General features: G+C 60.1%; 16 protein-coding genes and 1 pseudogene. 8 read left to right on the top strand and 9 right to left on the bottom strand.

All coding sequences use genetic code 11. The annotated features are described in order from the left end of the window. Positions 1-14 precede the first annotated feature (14 nt). Complete coding sequence (locus OS889_RS16525; RefSeq protein WP_372391913.1) at positions 15-2,195, bottom strand: heavy metal translocating P-type ATPase; 2,181 nt, start codon at positions 2,193-2,195, stop codon at positions 15-17. A 93-nt stretch (positions 2,196-2,288) separates the two neighbouring features. Then, positions 2,289-2,717, bottom strand: coding sequence for a universal stress protein (locus OS889_RS16520; RefSeq protein ID WP_372391911.1), 429 nt, complete (start codon positions 2,715-2,717; stop codon positions 2,289-2,291). Positions 2,718-2,811: 94 nt separating this feature from the next. Between OS889_RS16520 and OS889_RS16515 the strand changes: the two genes are divergently transcribed. The 5 genes from OS889_RS16515 (at position 2,812) to OS889_RS16495 (ending at position 6,303) form a co-directional block, all read left to right on the top strand. Then, positions 2,812-3,708 (top strand): CPBP family intramembrane glutamic endopeptidase, encoded by an 897-nt coding sequence (locus OS889_RS16515; RefSeq protein WP_372391909.1) that lies wholly within the window; start codon positions 2,812-2,814, stop codon positions 3,706-3,708. A gap of 150 nt (positions 3,709-3,858) precedes the next feature. Next, positions 3,859-4,089, top strand: a complete 231-nt coding sequence (locus OS889_RS16510) for a hypothetical protein (protein WP_372391906.1) — start codon at positions 3,859-3,861, stop codon at positions 4,087-4,089. Between the two features lie 69 nt (positions 4,090-4,158). Next, a complete protein-coding gene (locus OS889_RS16505; protein ID WP_372391904.1) occupies positions 4,159-4,689 on the top strand; it encodes a hypothetical protein in 531 nt (176 codons plus the stop codon). A 72-nt stretch (positions 4,690-4,761) separates the two neighbouring features. After that, positions 4,762-5,568, top strand: a complete 807-nt coding sequence (locus OS889_RS16500) for a CPBP family intramembrane glutamic endopeptidase (protein ID WP_372391902.1) — start codon at positions 4,762-4,764, stop codon at positions 5,566-5,568. Between the two features lie 78 nt (positions 5,569-5,646). Continuing rightward, entirely contained in the window at positions 5,647-6,303 is a 657-nt protein-coding gene (locus tag OS889_RS16495; protein WP_372391900.1) for a hypothetical protein, read from the top strand. Positions 6,304-6,444: 141 nt separating this feature from the next. Here OS889_RS16495 and OS889_RS16490 read toward each other — a convergent pair whose 3' ends face one another. Then, the gene (locus tag OS889_RS16490) at positions 6,445-8,013 is read right to left on the bottom strand and encodes an SLC13 family permease (protein ID WP_372391898.1); all 1,569 of its coding nucleotides are present in this window, start codon (positions 8,011-8,013) and stop codon (positions 6,445-6,447) included. A gap of 110 nt (positions 8,014-8,123) precedes the next feature. Further along, a complete protein-coding gene (locus tag OS889_RS16485; protein ID WP_372391896.1) occupies positions 8,124-9,548 on the bottom strand; it encodes a sodium-dependent transporter in 1,425 nt (474 codons plus the stop codon). 54 nt (positions 9,549-9,602) lie between these two features. Here OS889_RS16485 and OS889_RS16480 point away from each other — a divergent pair, with 54 nt between their 5' ends. Together OS889_RS16480 and OS889_RS16475 are read left to right on the top strand one after the other, a co-directional pair. After that, a complete protein-coding gene (locus OS889_RS16480) occupies positions 9,603-9,932 on the top strand; it encodes a hypothetical protein (RefSeq protein ID WP_372391894.1) in 330 nt (109 codons plus the stop codon). Positions 9,933-10,105: 173 nt separating this feature from the next. Beyond that, positions 10,106-10,714, top strand: coding sequence for a LysE family translocator (locus OS889_RS16475; RefSeq protein ID WP_372392017.1), 609 nt, complete (start codon positions 10,106-10,108; stop codon positions 10,712-10,714). A 104-nt stretch (positions 10,715-10,818) separates the two neighbouring features. On the opposite strand, the pseudogene OS889_RS16470 reads toward OS889_RS16475, so the two are convergent. Beyond that, positions 10,819-11,111: pseudogene (locus OS889_RS16470) on the bottom strand (IS5/IS1182 family transposase); the annotation flags it as partial. 194 nt (positions 11,112-11,305) lie between these two features. On the opposite strand from OS889_RS16470, the gene OS889_RS16465 reads away from it, so the two are divergent. Further along, positions 11,306-13,147 carry an SLC13 family permease gene (locus OS889_RS16465; protein WP_372391892.1) on the top strand — a complete coding sequence of 614 codons (1,842 nt, stop codon included), beginning with the start codon at positions 11,306-11,308 and terminating at the stop codon, positions 13,145-13,147. Between the two features lie 41 nt (positions 13,148-13,188). On the opposite strand, the gene OS889_RS16460 is transcribed toward OS889_RS16465, so the two are convergent. From OS889_RS16460 to OS889_RS16445, 4 genes are all read right to left on the bottom strand, one after another. Further along, positions 13,189-14,451 carry a phage integrase SAM-like domain-containing protein gene (locus tag OS889_RS16460; protein ID WP_372391890.1) on the bottom strand — a complete coding sequence of 421 codons (1,263 nt, stop codon included), beginning with the start codon at positions 14,449-14,451 and terminating at the stop codon, positions 13,189-13,191. A gap of 24 nt (positions 14,452-14,475) precedes the next feature. After that, complete coding sequence (locus tag OS889_RS16455) at positions 14,476-14,985, bottom strand: DUF8154 family protein (protein ID WP_372391888.1); 510 nt, start codon at positions 14,983-14,985, stop codon at positions 14,476-14,478. Next, positions 14,978-15,673, bottom strand: a complete 696-nt coding sequence (locus OS889_RS16450; RefSeq protein WP_372391885.1) for a nucleotidyltransferase domain-containing protein — start codon at positions 15,671-15,673, stop codon at positions 14,978-14,980. The genes OS889_RS16455 and OS889_RS16450 overlap by 8 nt, the downstream gene beginning before the upstream one ends. 631 nt (positions 15,674-16,304) lie before the next feature. Then, positions 16,305-17,981: a transposase gene (locus tag OS889_RS16445; RefSeq protein ID WP_372391883.1), complete on the bottom strand. Its 1,677-nt coding sequence runs from the start codon at positions 17,979-17,981 to the stop codon at positions 16,305-16,307. Positions 17,982-18,193: the final 212 nt, after the last annotated feature.

Raw genomic sequence — 18,193 nt, 5'->3', positions numbered from 1 at the left:
CTAGACACTACATCCTATTCTCGAAAGCCGAGTAATCGAAGCCCGTTCAGGGACACGAGGACCGTCGATCCCTCGTGGCCGACCACGGCCAGCGGTAAGGGGATACCGCGTAACAGAATCGTGCCAACCATCAGCGCAATTGCACCAAAGGCGATTGCGAGGTTGACTGTCAGCGTCCGGCGCGTCCGGCGACCGAGTCCGAGCACGTAGGGAATCTTCCCGATGTCGTCGCCCATCAACACGACGTCAGCCGTCTCTAGGGCAACGTCGGTCCCGGCGCCACCCATAGCGATCCCGAGAGTCGCCGTCGCCAGTGCCGGTGCGTCGTTCACGCCGTCACCCACCATCGCCACGTTCTCGTATCGCTCGACTAGCTCTTCGATGGTCGCTACCTTCTCTTCCGGCAGCAGTTCCGCCTGCACCTCGTCGATACCGACTTCGTCAGCGATCTGCTGGGCGACGCGCTCGTTGTCGCCGGTCAACATAACGATGTGCTCCACGCCGAGCGACCGGAGGTCCTCGATCATTTCTGCAGCCCCGGGGCGGACCGTGTCGGTGAACGCAAGCCATCCCAGTACCGTGGCGTTGCCGGCGTGCTCGCGGGCAACGAGAACGCTGGTCTTCCCCTCCGCCTCCAGGGTCCGAAGCCTGTCGAGACCGGGTTCGAGTCCCTCGATCGCAGCGTCTTCGAGAACCGTCTCGACGTAACTCCGATTCCCGATGTGGATGGTTCCGTCGTCGACATCGGCGCGCACTCCCTTCCCGGCCTCCGACTGAAACCGGCGTGCGTCGGGGACGTCGAGGGCGCGGGCTTCGGCTTTCGAGACGGTCGCACGGGCGAGGTGGTGCTCCGAGCGTGCCTGGACGGAAGCTGCGAGCGAGAGCAGCTCGTCGGCAGTCAGCGACTCGTTCGCGAGGCCGTCCCGGACGAACACGTCCGTCAGCTGTGTCTCGCCCCGCGTGAGTGTGCCCGTCTTGTCGAACGCGACCGCATCGATGTTCGCCGCCGCCTCGACGTGTTCGCCACCCTTGAACAGAACGCCCTGCCTCCCACCGGAGGCAATAGCCGACAGCACCGCCGCCGGCGTGGAGATGATGACCGCACACGGCGAGGCGGCGACCATCAGGGTCATCGCGCGGTAGAACGTGCTAGTGAACTCGCTTCCGAGGGCGAGCGGGATGGCGATCGCTGCGATCGTGAGCCCGAACACGCCGAGGACGTACGGCTGTTCGAGGCGGTCGATGAGCCGCTGTGTCGGCGCCTTCTCACTTTGGGCGCGTTCGACCATGTGGATGAGGCGACTGATCGCCGATTCGTGGGCCTGCCGCGTGACTTCGATTTCGAGACTCCCGCTCTCGTTGATCGTTCCACCGAACACCTCGTCCTCGGGTTCCTTCGGCACGGGCACGGACTCGCCGGTGAGCGACGCCTGATCGACCGTCCCCTCGCCGGACGTGACGACGCCGTCGAGCGGGATTCTGTCGCCGGGACGAACGACGAACACGTCACCGACGGCGACGTCGTCGATGGGAACGGTGACTTCCTCGCCGTCGCGTAGCACCTGGGCTTCGTCCGGCCGCATCTCGACGAGTGACCTGATCGCCCGTCGCGAGCGGCCAATCGCGTAGTGCTGGAGCGTGTTCGACAGCGAAAACAGAAACAGCAGCATCGCGCCCTCGAATGGTGCGCCAATCGAGAGGGCACCGAGTGCCGCGACGATCATCAACAGGTCGATGTCGACCGCACGGTGCCGGAGCGTTTCGATTGCGCCTTTGAGCCCGTACCAGCCACCGAAGACGTATGCGACGCCGTATCCGGCCCACATGAGAAGCTGTGGACCTTCGAGCCATCCCGTCACTAGGCCGACCGCCATCCCGAGGAGGGTCAAGCCGACGAACACGACCTCCCGCCTGAGTTCCGAGCGGGTGCTCACGTCATCCGTTGCTGTCTCAGATTCGTCCTGAATGGACACGTGGCGGTCGCGGACAGCGTCTCGAATCGTTTCTTCTGAGGTGATGCTCCCGTCGTAGGTGATCCGGGCGTCCCCTGTTCGAAACGAGACGTCGACATCGTGGACGCCGGAGAGACGCCTAAGATGTCGTTCGAGCGCTCGTGCTCCCGCGTCGCCACGACCACCTCGTCGTTCAATGTGGATCGTACACGTCGAGAGAGGTGGTGCTTCAGTAACAGCCACGTTCTCGATACCTATGGGTTGGTTTGATTTCACGTTTGAGGTGGGCCCACGAGCATTCATCCGATCCTGATCTCGGCACACGAGTCGAGGATTTCATCCAATGATGGTTACCGGGATCTGTGCTCGGCGAGTAACTGTCTCGGCGACACTTCCGAGGAACGTCCGGTCTAGGCCTGACCGACCGTGGCTCCCCATAACGATCTGGTCGATGCCGTTGTCGGCAGCGTAGTCGAGAATCTCACGCGCTGGTTTCCCGACTTCAGTGACTGTAGCGAGCACAATATCGTGGTCCGCTGCAAGATCCGTCGCGGTCGTGTGAATCTCGGTCGCCCGCTCCTGGGCGGTATCGTACCAGTCCTCTGCGACTGGCAAGCCACCGGCCTCTACATCGATTACCGAGTCGATCGGGTTGATGACGTAAATTGTGGTGATGGTGGCGTTCGGGAAGGTCTCGAGTGCGTACATAAATGCACGCTCGGCAAGCGGGGAGCCGTCCAAGGCGACGAGAACGTTGTCAGGCATACGATAGAGTTCGGGAAGTGTTGAGAAGAGTGTAGTGCCGAAAACTCGGTACCTGGGAGTACCGTTAATTATGATGTGTTCCCCAATCGGAGGTATGGCCAGTTTCCGCTCGTGGGTCAACCAACATCGCCTCCTAAGCTTCGTTGTAATCGCCTATGTGTTCACATGGACGATCCAGGGGGCGCTCGCGTATTCGGGGATGGAAGCCTCCTGGACGCACTCGATCCTGATCGGCTTCGGCGGATTCGGTCCGCCGATCGGCGCGGCGGTGGTCATCTGGGCTTCCGGTGGAAGCCTCCGTAAGTGGATCGGCCAGATGTTCAAGTGGCGAATCGGTGCGAAATGGTGGGCGCTCGCGTTCGGCCTCCCCTTGATTATTCTCTCATTGGGCGTCTTGCTGTTCGTCTTAGCTGGCGGCCCAATCGACCTCACCGAATTCGAATCGCCCTTCATCTACCTGTTCGCGATGGTGTGGGGAACCGTGTGGGGTGGCGGCCAGGAAGATCTCGGCTGGCGTGGCTTCATGCTCCCTATCCTGCAGGACTCCTACAGCGCGCTGACCTCAAGTGTCATCGTGGGCGTCACGTGGGCTGCTTGGCATCTTCCGTTGTTCCTGAACGCGACGACCACCCACGGCGGCTGGCCGCTCTCCCAGCAACTCCTCTGGATGGTCTCCATCCTTGCTGGTTCCATCCTCTGGACGTGGATGTACAACAGCACCGGCGGCAGCGTGCTCGCCGTCGCAGTGTTCCATGCTGGCGTTAATGCGATGGGAATCTTCCATCCCGCTGACCCGGAAGCACTCATCCCGAATGGTGTTCCTGACCCGTGGCTGAACCTGCTCGCCGAAGTTACTGGGGCAGTTCCACTCGTGCTGATTGCTATCCTTCTCATCGTCGTCTACGGCGGAGACCGCCTCGCCGACCGCGACCCGCCGACCCCACAGGATGCCGGTCTCCCACCGGTAACTGAGAGTGATTACCGCGTGTGAAAACGCGGGTAACGACGGGGAGTTCTGCTTCGCCGAAAGAAAGAAAACGCCCCCAATCAGCTCCTGTCGTGCCAGAACGACTATTCAGATGCTGCCGGGTGCTATCCAGACCCACAATAGTACTATATTTGATATGAGCGTACTCTTTGTATGGTTTCCTCAAAGCAACTTCTCGTCATCGGGGTTGCTCTCCTTGTCGTTCTTGTGCCGGTCGCAGCCGTCGGCTTTCTCTTCTTCCCACCGGATTTCGCGTACTCCCACACGTCCACATACTCCTACACGACGTCTATCAGCACGAATACGACGATCGAGAATGCCACGTTCCATCTCCCGTTTCCCGCAGGCACGGACGTAGACGCTGACGCCGCATCGGACCTGTAGATCTACGACGACGACGGCACGGAGCTGACGATATGGGATGCATCCATCGTCCAGACCGCCTATGGTCCGATGCTTCGACTCCACGTCGACCGTCTCGTCGGCCAAGATCGGTACGTCCTCTGGACGTACGCACCGAACGGCTCGGTACTTGACCGAGAACAGATTGGCCCTGACGAGATTCCCGCGAACATGACCAACAAAGAGTTCTCCCCCGACCCGACTCGGTACTCGATTGCGTGGCAACAGTCGGTAGAACACGACATCGACACGCGGTATCCGATCGGGAACGCATCGTTCCTGGCACCGCTCGGAAACGTCTCTTCGTCCGATTGTGAGTACGCGTGGGACGATTCGGACGCATGCTGGGTGTTCACGACAGTCGCCGCAGCCACGTACGATACGCCAACCGAAGCGATCGTTACCGTCGACGAAATCCGATTCGAAGCCTGGAACGAGTGGGGATTCTGGCTCTCGAACAGCTTCAACACGTTCGAAGCGGGGACCACTCCTGCAATCTACGCGGACGGCCGCCAGGGATGGACGCAACTCGATGGCCATCTCCACGCCGGGATGGGGCGATACGACGGTCCGGCACGGTAACTGTTCACGACGCCGACGGCGAAAGCGACGACAGTGACACCACTTTTCTCGTTACACTGAGAGATCCGTCGTATGTTTCGAACCGATCACGCCTCCTTCCCAAAGCGGTTCGGAGTGACGTTATTAGCCGGTACACCCGGGATCCTCGCTCTCAGCGGGTACATCTATCTTACGACGCCGGCGTCAGCTGTCCCGGCCGGACTATCGCTTCCACTCCTCGCTGTGTCTGCGGGTGTCAACTCACTGCTCCTCCTTACCGTCGCCTGTCTGGTTGGGACGTATACCGCTCCGGGAGTAGATATGTCATCGTACCTTGTGGGCTGGGCAGGAACAGGCGACGACATTTGGCGACGTCTCCGGCCCGACGTTCTACTTGCTGTTAGCCTCGGCGTCATCGGAGGACTCCTGATCCTGCTTCTTGATGTCGCGCTGGCGCCGTTCATCGCTCAGGACCTGCCCCAGTCCGCGATCGGGGCGACCGACGCGACGGTGGTGAACGTCCTCGTGTATGCGCCGGTTAGGTTCCTCTATGGTGGTATCACGGAGGAGCTACTGCTCCGCTACGGACTCATGTCGGCGCTCGCATTCATTGGCTGGGTGCTCACCGGCCGTCAGTCGGGCGGCCCTGGATCGGGAGTAATGTGGGTCGCGATCATAATCTCTGCAGTGCTGTTTGGGATCGGCCATCTCCCAGCGCTCGCACAGTCCGTCGGCCTAACCCCAGCACTCATCGCCCGGACGATTCTTCTGAACGCGATTGCAGGCGTGCTCTTCGGGTGGCTGTACTGGCAACGGAGCCTCGAAGCAGCGATGGTAGCCCACGCCGCCTTCCACATCCCGTTGGTAGTGCTCTCGCTTATACAGGTCGCAATACTCTGATACTCCCCACTCCCTGTGGCTCTGTGGCGAATATTTGCTGCTAAACGTATTTGTCGAGAGCACACAACCGTCTGTCCAATGGTAGCATCGAATATAACTGGGACAATCCGACGAGCATCGAGGCGAGCCGGACAATACGTCAACCACGATGAGGTCCTCGTCCGGTTCGTTTCTCTGTGGCTTCTTGTTGCGGGTGTGTTCGCGGCAGCGTGGATCCTCAGCTACTCCTTCCTCCCGCAAGGATTACTTCGGGGTGGGAACCCCGTTGCGTCCGCGGACTACGCGGGAAGCGTTCCGAAGGAGTTCCTGACGTTGTTTGGGTGGAACGTAGCCGTCTCGCTAATTGCCGTCGCAGCGAATACTCTCCGGTCAGTGAACACCCCGCTCGGCTACGTCATTCAAGTGGTACAGACACCCCGCTACGGCGCCGTGTGGGGAACCGGATCGCTTGCCATCGGGACGGGGGAGCGAATCGTACCTTCACTAACAGTGATCGTCGAACGAAGCGGCCCGATGGAGATCACGGCGTTCGTCGCGTTCGTCGTGGCGACGCGAGGCGTGATGCTGTGGCACCAGAAATCCGGGCCCCGATGGAAAGAGGAGTTTGAACGAGTACGTTCCCCGAGAGACTGGTCGCTAACGCGCCGCGAGTGGGCACTACTGGTCGGCGGGTACCTGCTGCTGGCAATCGCGTGTTACCGCGAGGCAGCTGCGATCGCACAGGTCGCCGGGTGAAACGAGCTAGGTTATCCGGCCGTGTTGCGACCCTGCCAGTGCACGAGACGAGACTGCTGAATCGATTCCGCGAAGGGTGGCGTCGTGAAATTCACTGGCGCGAACATCCCGGTGGATGGTGGCTGGACCGCGCACTGACGGTCAGAACACGAGCGGCCACGCAACCCGGAACGTCACGAGCATCGCAGCGGTTGCGAGCATAACCATCACCACGTCAAGCCGCCAGCCAGCGCGGAGCATATGTTTGCGGCCGACTGCGCCGGTGCCGAACGCGATGGCGTTCGGGGGCGTCGCAACCGGGAGTGCAAACCCGAAGCTCGCCGCGACCGCACCCGTAATTGCGAGGAACACCGCTGCGCCCTCGCCGGTCGTGCCGAGCGCGCCAGCGTACTGCGGGCCGATGGTGATGAGCACGGGCGCAAAGATAGCGACCACCGCCGTGTTCGATGCGAGCTCGCTCAACAACACCGTAACCGCGACTACCGCGACGACCACGAGGAGGATCGACGCGCCGGCGAGGTCCCCGAACGTGGCGTCAGCGAGCCACCGCGTCGCGTCCGTCTCTGCGAGCCCATCCGCAAGCGCGAGTCCGCCGCCCAAGAGGACGAGCGTGCCCCAGTCGATGCTGTGTACATCCTCCCAGTCGACGCAGCCCCCCACGATCAGCGCAGGGACGGCAACGAGGCCGACGAGCACGTAGTAGAGCACGCCCTGGTGAGGAGCACCGACGATACTGCCGGCACCACCGAACAGTGTATCATAGTACACTGATGGAAGCACGCCCTCAAACGCGAAGTCGAGGCCGCCGAGGATCCAGAGGCCGGCTGTCGCCGCGGTGACGGCGAGTGTCCGCCTACCGGCCGGCGACAGCGGTCCCAACTCATCAAGCATCTGTTCGGCATGACGGCGCGCGGCTGCGACGTCTGTCGTCTTGGGGGGGAACAGGCGGACGAGCAGGTACCACGCGACGGGTAGACTGATAGCGACCAGCGGCAGCCCGACGGCAAGCCACTCAAGGAAGCCGACGGTGTATCCGAGGTGGGCGTCAAGTTGAGAGACGACGATGGCGTTGGCTGGGGTCCCGATAAGTGTACCGACGCCGCCGAGGCTCGCCGCATACGCCGTCCCCAGCAACAGCGAGATCTCAAGGTTAGTGGGAGTGCGGTCATCGGAGTCGTCTACGATCGGTCCACCACTGATTTCGCGAGCAACACCCAGGGCGATGGGGACCATCATCGCGGTGGTTGCGGAGTTCGAGACAACCATCGAGAGGCCCGCCGTCGCGGCCATAATAGCGAGTACGAGTCGGCGCGGTGACGTGCCGAGCGTGGCGATCAGATGGTACGCGATGCGGCGGTCGACGCCGTGCTTCTGGAGGGCTTCCGCAAGCACGAACCCCGCCAGCAGCAGGAAGATGATGGGATCGGCGAATCCCTGGAGCGCGCCGGCCATCGTCGGAAACACGCCGAACACCGTCAGGAGGATCGGCACACAGAGCGCAGTCACGGGCAGCGGTAGCCCCTCGGTTACCCACAGCACGGCGGCGAATGCCATCGTCGCGATTGCGAACGATCCAGCCCCGGACAAGCCCGGGATCGGTATAGCGACGACCAAAACAATTGCCGCAACTGCGGCAGCGAGGAACGCCGTCGACCGAGAGACTGCCACGCTACACACCCTCCATAAATAGCGTGGTACTGCACTTCGCATCGTGCAGAAAGAGTGCGCTGACCTGGATAGTCCCGACATCGAGGAATTCGTGGATGTTCGTCATTTGACTTGGAAGCTTGGTTCGGACGGATTATTTTCGCTAGTTCGGCTTACCGTCGTCGGCCCTGGAGACAGGGAGGCGCAGGGAGTCGGTCCCGGAGTTTCCACCCAACCACTGCAAAGATGAGGAGGAGAGCGGCAGCGACGAACAGGCCGAGCGGGTCGTTTCGCGTGTGATCGACGAGGAGTCGCCATGCCGGGCGAACGATTCCAAGAGCCCGAGCGGCGGTGACGGTGAGGAGGACAGCTGGAAGCAGATAGCGAACCACGGGGAAGGCGCGTCCGAGTTCCTCGGGAACGGTCTCGAGATCTGCGACCCAGACGAAGACGACTACAATACAGAGTGCCGAGATGGGCAGTGCGAATGTTCCGACTGATTCGTCAACCAAGTCCAGAATCGGCCGCCCTGCGACGGCAAGGTTTACGGGACTATAACTCAATGCCGAAGGGATCCCAGCCACGAACACCCCACCTGTCAATAGTAGCGTCGCACGTTGGCGAGAGAACCGCGTCGTGTTCTCTGCGGCTGCGACGCCGACCTCAAGGAGCGCCACGGCGGACGACAACGCGGCGAAAAATAGCAGTCCGAAAAACGCGATGGCGATTACTCGCCCGAACGGCATCGTCGCGAAGGCGGTCGGCAGCGTCGTAAACGCGAGTTCCGTCCCGAGGGTTGGCTGGAGGCCGAAACTGAACACGATCGGGAAGATGACGAGGCCGGCAACGACAGCTGCCGCGATATCGGCGATCGTGATCACTAACGACGATCTGAATAGATCCGTCTCCTCATCCACGTAACTCCCGTAAGTGAGCATAATACCCTGACCGACAGAGAGCGAGAAAAAGACCTGTCCGAACGCCGCACTCCAGATTCCAAGGTCCGTGAGTACCGAAAGCTCGGGAGTGAACAGAAAGGCGGTGGCCTGCTCCCACTCCGATAACGTGACTGCGTACAGCGCAAGTGCGATGAGAATAGCAAACACGGTCGGCATCACGATTTTAGACATTCGTTCGATTCCGCCGCGAACCCCCATCGAGACGACACCACCAGTCACCGCCGTCGCGATGACGAAGTACGCAACGGGGAGCCAGCTCGCCGTGAACAGCGCAAACGTCGTCTGTGACCCGGCAAGCCACGAGACGAAGAACCCGAGTACCCATCCGGTGAGGACAAGATAGTAGCTCAGAATAAGGAGCACACCACCGAGGATAAGCCAGCCGAGCGCCGTATACTCGGTCTTCACAGAACGGAATGCAGAAACCACGTCCGTCCGAAGGCGGCGTCCGATGGCGAGCTCTAAGACTAGCATCGGTACAGCACAAACGAAAGCTGCAAGCAAGTAGGGAACGAGGTAGGCACCGCCGCCATTCTGGCCGACGACTGCGGAGAACCGCCAGATGTTACCTAACCCGACGGCGGCGCCAACCGTCGCGAGAAGAAAGCCGGCCTGAGATGACCAACGTGCTGCCTGCATCGGTGTTAACTGTACTTGTCTGTCTGTTAAAACGTTATCCGAATCAACGGGAAGGTGGTCCCGATCAACCCGAACCGGGAAACGGTACTCGGAAAAGAGTGCTACGCAGAGATCAGTTATGCGCCGGTTCCCAGGTCTCTCAATTTGATCGGCCCAAACTGTGTCGGCACCATCAATACGTCGAAGAGGCTTAATGCGACGTTTCTCTATGAGACCCCCCGAGAGGAGTCTATCTCGTTCATGAGCCAATCCGGGGCCTTCATTTCTGCGGTGCTCGGCTGGGCGACACAACACGGCATCGGGTTCAACACTGTTTGGAGTGATGCTGTCGGAATGAAATCCTATGCCAGCATCCCCTCGAAAAGACTATCCGGGCCTTGTTGAAATCCTCAATTAGTGATAGGTTTCAGCAAACCTGCTGAATACATAGCGCGTATCCAGCAGTCAGGCGAGAGTCCTCAATGATTCGATTGTCGAGGGAGCAGACATTCAGAACGTACTTATCCACCCCCGGTGTTCAGGCGACTGTGAGGTGATGCGTATTAACGACAGCGACAATCAACATTCTGCTACAGGGCATCGTCCTCGGGTTCTCCATCGCCGCACCGGTTGGCCCGATTGGCGTCCTGTGTATCCAGCGAACGCTTTCTAAGGGCCGGCTCTCGGGGTTCGTCAGTGGACTCGGAGCCGCGTCTGCGGACGCCGTGTATGGTGCTATCGCGGGCTTCGGTGTCACACTCGTCTCGTCACTCCTGTTGGAGCACCAGACGACGATTCGGATCATCGGCGGGGCACTGCTGTTGTACCTTGGCGTCCAGTCCTTCCGTACCGAGCCGACAAACGACTCAACCGCAGCCACCAACACGAGTGAACTTACCAGAGACTACGGCTCGACGTTTCTGCTGACGATCACCAACCCAGTGACGATTCTCGCCTTCGTTGGCATCTTCGCTGGGCTCGGAATCGGGACTTCAGGTGCGTACGCCGACGCCGCCGCACTGGTCGGTGGTGTCTTCCTTGGTTCGGCTCTCTGGTGGCTCACGCTGAGCGTCGGTGTGAGTCTGTTCCGGACACGATTCACCCGGACTGTGATGCGGCGGGTGAGTCAACTGGCTGGTCTCATCATCGTCGGGTTCGGAATACTGGCTCTCTGGGGGGCGGTGTAGCTGTAGCCCCCCGGTTTCGACTCAGAGGGGCCGAAACGGTGATTCAAGTGCTGCATACATCCTCTGTATTCAGCAGTCCATTCCTCTCAGCATTAGAGATATTCTCACTCCTCGCGCGAGATAACGAGGCTTCGCTCCACGTTGTAAACGACATACTTGATGACGAGTTCGCGGAATTGCTTCCACCACCGACGTGACCGGACGAAGGCACCGAACTTCTGTTTGAGTGCTGCATTGACCGTCTCGTTCGTGTTGCATCGATGGTAGAGGTCGCTATCCAGCCGTGTATTCCACGCCTTGTAGAGGAATGTGAACTCCCGATACTTGATGAGTGGCCGAATACCGTAGTCACGGGCGAACCGCCGAGCTTCTGATCATCATATCCCCTGCCGCCGAGTCATACAGAAATAGTGATACGTTCCGTTTTACATCCTGTAGCGCGATCTAGGTATCGTGCTTCTGGAGTGACGTCCCGTAATATCGAGAACGGCGCTGGTAGCTGTATCGACCAACTGATCCATAAATTATGCTCCGATCGACAGTGTCCGGCCGAGGGGAACAGTGAAGGGATCAACGTGAGTCGTCCCGCGTATGCCGATTCTCGAGGTGTCGGGCGTTATGGTCGTCTTCCTGCTCATCCTGGCCGTGCTGATAGCGTTCGTCACCGAAGTCGTACCCAACGACGTCACCGCGATCAGCGTCGTCGCCGCGCTCGTCATCCTCGAACCGTGGACCAGCGTCGGAACACGGGCCGCTATCTCGGGCTTTGCAAATCCCGCGACGGTCACCATCATCGCGATGTACATACTCAGTGCCGGCATCCAGAACACGGGCGTCGTTGAACGACTCGGCGTCTACCTTGCGGCGTTCACCGCCGGTCGGAAGTACCGCGCGCTCATCGCCACGGTCTGTACGACCGGTCCCATCGCTGGATTCGTGAACAATACGCCTGTCGTCGCCGTCTTCATCCCGATGGTCACGGGGCTCGCCGAGAAAACCGGGTTGAGCCCGTCGAAACTCCTACTCCCGCTGTCGTACGCCGCCATTCTCGGCGGCACGCTCACGCTCGTCGGAACGTCGACGAACATCCTCGCCAGCGACTTCGCGCGCCTGCTCATCGATGGCCGCGACGGCATCGGCATATTCGAGTTCACCGGTCTCGGCGCCATCTTGCTCGCGGTTGGCCTCACGTATCTGCTGACCGTCGGCTGGCGGCTCACCCCCGCTCGCGTCCCCGTGGACAGCGACCCGGTCGCGGAGTTCGACCTCGACGACTACCTCACGTTTATGCACGTCCGACCGGAGTCCGCTGCCGTCGGCCTGTCCGTCGAGACGTTCGACAGCGCGCACCCCGAGATCCGAATCCTCCAAGCACGCCGTGACGGCGACGCCTACGCCGGTCCACACTCCGACCGCGTCGTCGAAGCGGGTGACATTCTGGTCGTACACGGCTCCCTGCAGGCAGTCAATCAGCTTCGCGAGGACGCGGATCTCGGACAGCGAGCCCGCGAGACGGTGAGCGGAGAGACGTTCGAGTCGGCAGCCACCGACGGCACGCTCGCGAAAGCGGTCGTCCCCGAATACTCCCCGTACGTGGGCGAGACCGTCGCCGAGACTGGCCTCCACGACTACCACGAGACGAGCGTTCTCGCCGTGCGCCGCGGCGGCGACCTGCTCCGGTCGAACATCGACGACTGTACGCTCCAGGCGGGGGATCTACTGCTGGTGCGGACGACACCGACGGCGATCCGGTACTTCACGGACACCGGCGACCTCGTGGTCGCTGACGAGCAGGCTCTCGAGCACCTGGCGACCGCGGACATCGACGAGATCACCCCCCTCTCGTCGAAGACGCCTCTCGCCGTGGGAATCCTCGCGAGCGTCGTCGGTCTCGCCGCACTGAACGTCCTCCCGATCGTGATCGCAGCGCTCGCAGGCGTCGTCGCAATGGTAGTCACGGGCTGTCTCACGACCGCTGACGCCTACGACGCCGTCTCGTGGAACGTGATCTTCCTGCTGGCGGGCGTCATCCCGCTGGGCATCGCGCTGGAATCTACGGGTGGCGCAGCCGTCGTCGCGGAGTTCATCGTCGCCACCAGCGCCATCCTCCCGCCGATCGGCGTCCTGTTCGTGCTGTACGCCGTCGCCGGCGTACTGGCGAGCGTCATCACGCCAGTGGCAACGGCAGTGCTGATGATCCCCGTTGGCGTCGACGCGGCCGCCCGGCTCGGCGCCAACGAGTTCGCGTTCCTGCTCGCGGTGATGTTTGCGTCCGCGACATCGTTTATGACGCCGGTGGGCTACCAGACGAATCTCATGGTGTACGGCCCCGGCGACTACGAATTCACAGACTTCCTACGGGTCGGCGGCCCGCTCCAGTTACTGCTTGCTATCGTCGCCACAGCCGGCATCGCCGCCATATGGGGCATCTAAAGCCGTCGACTCCCATGTTGTGACGAGCCCTCTCTAATCGGCTACTCGTGGCGGTCGTTTACCGAACCATCGACTTCTGAGAGCGCTTCTGTGGCAACGTCGCCGAGTTCCCCGGCCTCAATATGGGAATACCGCTCGCGAACCATCTCCTCCGAATTGTCGAGATATCGGGCTGCAACCGTATACCCGAACGCACGAACGAGGACCTCGCCCATCCCACGTCGACCGCCGTGAGGCGCGAGATAGTCGTGTTTCGGATGGTCGATGTCGATCTCAGCAGCCTCTGAGAGTCGCTGGAGAATCGACCGTGCGCCGTCCGTTGTAATCGATGGCGGCCGAATATCCTCATCGAGCGCCAGCAGGAGGTCGCGAGCGTACTCATCTCGCTGCTCAGTAATTGCCTCTGGGCGTTCTCCTCGTTCGGCTAGCTCTTCCCGGACTAGCTCCGCGAGCGTCCGTTGGTCGAACGTCGGAAACACGGGCCAGCGCTCCGTCGGCGGGTCCATCAACTGGTGATAGCTTCGCAGCGGCGAGATCACTGGGTCGGGAAGACTCGCAGCGTCCCATTGCTGTTTCTTCCGGTAGACGTCCATACTCCCGTCGTCGAGAGAGAGGTCCTCCCAGCGAACACCGCGTCGGCGCGGGTCGTTCGGGTCCCGGAGTAGTTCCCCGACCCGAACGGCGGTATACGCGAGGACGAACACCAGAGCCCGGTCACGAGCCGCCTTCAACGCCGCGTAGCGTGCTCGCTGCGTGTCGAGAGGGTCAGTATCCTCCGGGAGTGTCGTGTACGGCTCGATGGCCTCGCGAGCCTGTTCGTCGACGTGGCGGGTGAGGGCGTGGCGCTGTTCAGACGTCCAAGCCTGCTGGTCACCGGGCTTGCGGCCGTCGTCCTCCGGCAGCGGCGCCATCGCACTCGCCCGCTGCGCGTAATGCGCCTCGAGATACCCTTCGTTGACGCACCAGCCACACCAGGCAGAGATATAGCGGTAATAGGTTTGTACCGTGTTCTGCTTGAGTCCCCGATCTCCACCGAGGTGCCGGGCGTACTCGCGGAAGACGCGTTCGTCGAGGTCCTCGAAGGTCGGCTCGCGGTCGACATCGTCGGGGACGATCCCGGTCCAGTCGTCGCCGCCGCGGTCGCCGGCGGCCCACTCGGCGAATCGTTTGAGTTCGCGGGCTGCGTTGCGTCGGTAGTTCCCACCATCGCCTCCGCGACCTTTCCCCTTGTCCAGGAGGTAGCGCTCGAAAGACTCCGTGAGAGAGGTCAGTGGCGTCCGTTCCGTCGATGAATTCCGGTCCATAGTCTTGTGGAGTAAGGAACGTAGTCAGTCACATAGACAGACGCCGCCTTCCCGGATCTGGCTCACTGCGAACTGATGGACGGCGCTGGCGAGGTCAGTCATTGCTTCCGCCTGTTCTTGGGTTGGACGCCCACCGCCGTAATAACTCTCTGTCCGGTTCTCGCTGTAGAGGTCCTTCATCGCCTCTGCGGTCTCGCGCTCAAATAGCCCAATCTGGTGGGCACGCTCGTAGCTGAACTGGTGGTCCTGAAAGTCCTGAAGCGTATCGTTCGTCATCGCGAGCGCGTACGCCTCGATCGACCGTTCGATAGCGCCGAAACAGACCTCGATAACGGCCGTATAGTACCCGTCCTGTGCTTGGAGGGTGTCAACGACTTCGAGGAGGCGACACGCTTTCGTCAGCTGTGTCTTCCAGTCTTCATCGGCACTGATCCCCTCCTCGAACGCTATCCGACCGCGTCCCACCATCTCGAAGGCATCCTGTGCGCGGTCGAGTGCTGCGAGTACAGCGGTCGGATCCGAGCCGTTACTCATCGGTGGCCCCTTCCTCCAAGAGGAGGTTTTCGACGGTTTCGAAGTCACTCGTCTTGTAGACCGGAATGCCTGACACGACGATCTCCCGGATGTCCTCGGTGTACGCCGGGATCGCCTGGACGGCCTCGACATCGATATCGTAGGCGTATCGGTCACCGTCGAACTCCGTGTCTTCGAGGTCACGGGCAATCGCGTTCGCCTCTCGTTGGCTTTCAGCTCGTCCAGATCGGGTTAGGACCCAGAGATCGATATCGCTCCGTCGGTCAGCCTCGCCCCGAGCCACACTCCCATAGAGGATGATGCCGACGACGTCGTCGATGTTCTCACGGAGCTCCGTGACCGCAGCTTTGACCGGTTGGTGATATTCTGATTGGGGTATGCGGAGGATTGGATCGTTCGGGATGGACAGACGCTGTCTGTTGATCTGGACGAGTCGCTGGTTGCTTTCGGGAGACTCCACCACCAAGTCGTTCGCGCTGAGAACGTTCACTGCCCGTCGGACGGACTGATGTGAGTGGCCGATCTGTGTCGCGAGCTCTCGCAGTGAGAAGTCACTGAATCGGTGGTTTATCAAAAAGAGAAGGACGTCGCTCGTCGCTTTGTGTTTGAATAAATCTGGGTCTGAAGGTGGTATTGAAAGAGAAATAGCGACTCCAGACGAATTCTTGGTATCCGCCTCACGGTTCATATGCCGTATCACGGACCACTACTATAAAAACATTATACGTGATCTGGAGTTATCCTAAATATCTGCTCTAACAGCAAGGGGACGTGCGGAGAAAGATATCCGTCAACTCCGGGCCTCACTACGTTCCGTCAGAGGCGTCTGATCGATCACGAAGGCTGTCCACGCCGGCGAGGTCGGCTCGGCCGAAGAGACCCAAGAGATCTCGGACCCCGTTATTGGCGACGCTACCTAGGGGAAGCGCCGTCGTGAGGCGATTACAGCATTCGTGCTTCACCAACGGCGGCGGGGTACTTCAAAGTGGTCGTGATTATTGGGGTAATCAGGACCACATTCGGTATTCGACCCATCGGGAGAATTCGGGAGTCTAGAGTCTCTTGCCCTCGGAATTCCGCACTACAGGAAATTGTATATCGTATATCGCTATACAAAATCTCGGGCCGTGGAAGTTGAGACTACAACGGGTATAGCAGGGCTGTAATGCGTGGATTTTGCCGATTTGGTCAGCGGAAACGACCTCAATTCTCTCTCCAAGCGGCCATTCTTGTCACACTTCCAATGGTAAGGGCGAATTTTCGAGACATCCAACAGTGTAGCCACTCAGACTGCGCGCTAACCCAGACTGAGTATCTCTCTATCCGATTCCAGTCTCCTTCTTCAGCAGCGTCAGTGTGTTATCTGCCGTCACCATCGGCGAGTGCTCGTACTCACCGGTCAACGCGACCTGGACGAGCAAGTCGACGGCTCGCCAGATCGAGTACAGCAGGCACGCGAACGCGAAGTAGAAGAAACGAAGCCCGAAATTCTTCGACGTGGTAGCAGCCATGAACCGCTTTATCGATCTGTACCCGCTCTCGATTTCCCACCGATACCCGTACTCAGTGAGGTGCCCACTCCCACAATTCGTCATGAACACTGAGTACTGCCGGTGGTCGTCGTGCTCGGAGTCCTCTTTCCGTCGGTAGATCAGCGTCGTCTCGTGCCAATCGTTCCTCCCGAGGTGGAGCCCGCGGTCGGTCTCGTATCGATCCCGATCTCGTTGGAGCAATCGCTTGGCTTGGGCTTTCTCGCTCGTTTGCATTCGTTTGGGGACGACGTATGAGAGCCCACGTTGGCTGAGCATCTCCAAGACGTGCTGACTGTCGAACTCCCGATCCATCAGTACGTTATCGACGTGAACCATCCCCTCGGCAGAATCCAAGAGGTCCTCGACGATTTCTAAGCGGGACTCACCCTTCCGAACTGGCCGCGTGTCAAGGACGATCGGGACGGCGTTGCCGACTAATTGGACGGTGGCCCACTGGTAGGCGTATTCGTCGGTCTTCTCTTTCGTCCCGATGATCTCGACCTCGTGCCCGGTCCTGTCGCCGGTGAAGGGATCGGCTTCGGTGATGTCGATTGCGACGATGCCAGCCCGAAAGAACTGCTCTGTCTCCGCTACCTCGTTCAGGAGCTTATTAACGGCCTGTCGGTACATCTCTCGAATCCCTGATACTGAAAGGTCACGAATATGCTCTCGGTGGGCGTGGCCCAACGGCGTTCGATCCCGAGTCGATTCGTAGACGAAACTGCGAGCCCCTTCATTAGCAGCCAATTTCTCGCGAAGCCCCAGGTACGTCTGTAAGTCCCAGTAGGCGTTCTCGTGGATCTCACAGCCCTCACCTCGATCCAGCGAGAATGCCGGGAAGATTACGCGGCTAACGTGGTCCGTAATTGTTTCCGCTTTGTCAAGGACAGCTTGATCGTGTGAGTCCGATTCGTTCTCTTCGTCACTGTAGGATGGATGACGCCGTTCTGGTTCGCGCGGAACTGCAACACCCGCGTTCTGGGCTTTGATCAGAATCGTCCGGGCGGCTGTCTCAACTGTACTGCGAAGCTCGGCAGCGAACCGTTTGTGCCAGCTGCGCCACAGCGTCGACTGGTCCGGTACACTTTCTAAGCCCAACTGTTTGCAGAGTGCTGGGCAACACTCGAGATACTCGACCAGCGCTGTTTCGTGATCCCACCCATGGCATTCTTTCAGGATGAAGACGCGAAAGAGCGTGTCCATCTCGTAGTGAGTCGACCCTTCGTATCGATCATGCGCGTCGAATTCGAAATACGCCAGCGGAAGTGCGCAGATGAAGTTCTCGACTGACTCGTGGCGGTCGTGTCTGAACCAGGTCTGCGAGACGATCCTGATATCTGATTCTAAGCCGTCAAGCGAGCTTCGTTCGTACAGCGGCGTCGCATCGTAGACTGGCCAATCAGCGTGTGGTCGGTTAGCAATCCGTTGAAAGACACTCCGGCGAGACTCACGAGTTGGTGCCACTACGAGACGCTGAACACGACTCGCTCAAAAACGCCTCTCTCTCTCAAGAGGCTATACTCACCGATGGAGTTTGAGATCAATTGACTGTCGCTGAGGACTGTTTTCAGGATAGCGTCTAAGCGCTACTCATCGCCGTAATCGTAGAGGTAACTGATACGGTTGTACTGATTGAAATCTAACTTTCGAGCCATATCGCCTTCCTTCCTGAGTCG

It is taken from the genome of Halobellus sp. MBLA0158, assembly GCF_041477585.1.
GTDB lineage: Archaea > Halobacteriota > Halobacteria > Halobacteriales > Haloferacaceae > Haloquadratum > Haloquadratum rubicundus.
The sequence above is the reverse complement of the archived record's forward strand: the minus strand, read 5'-3'. Positions and strand labels throughout refer to the sequence as shown.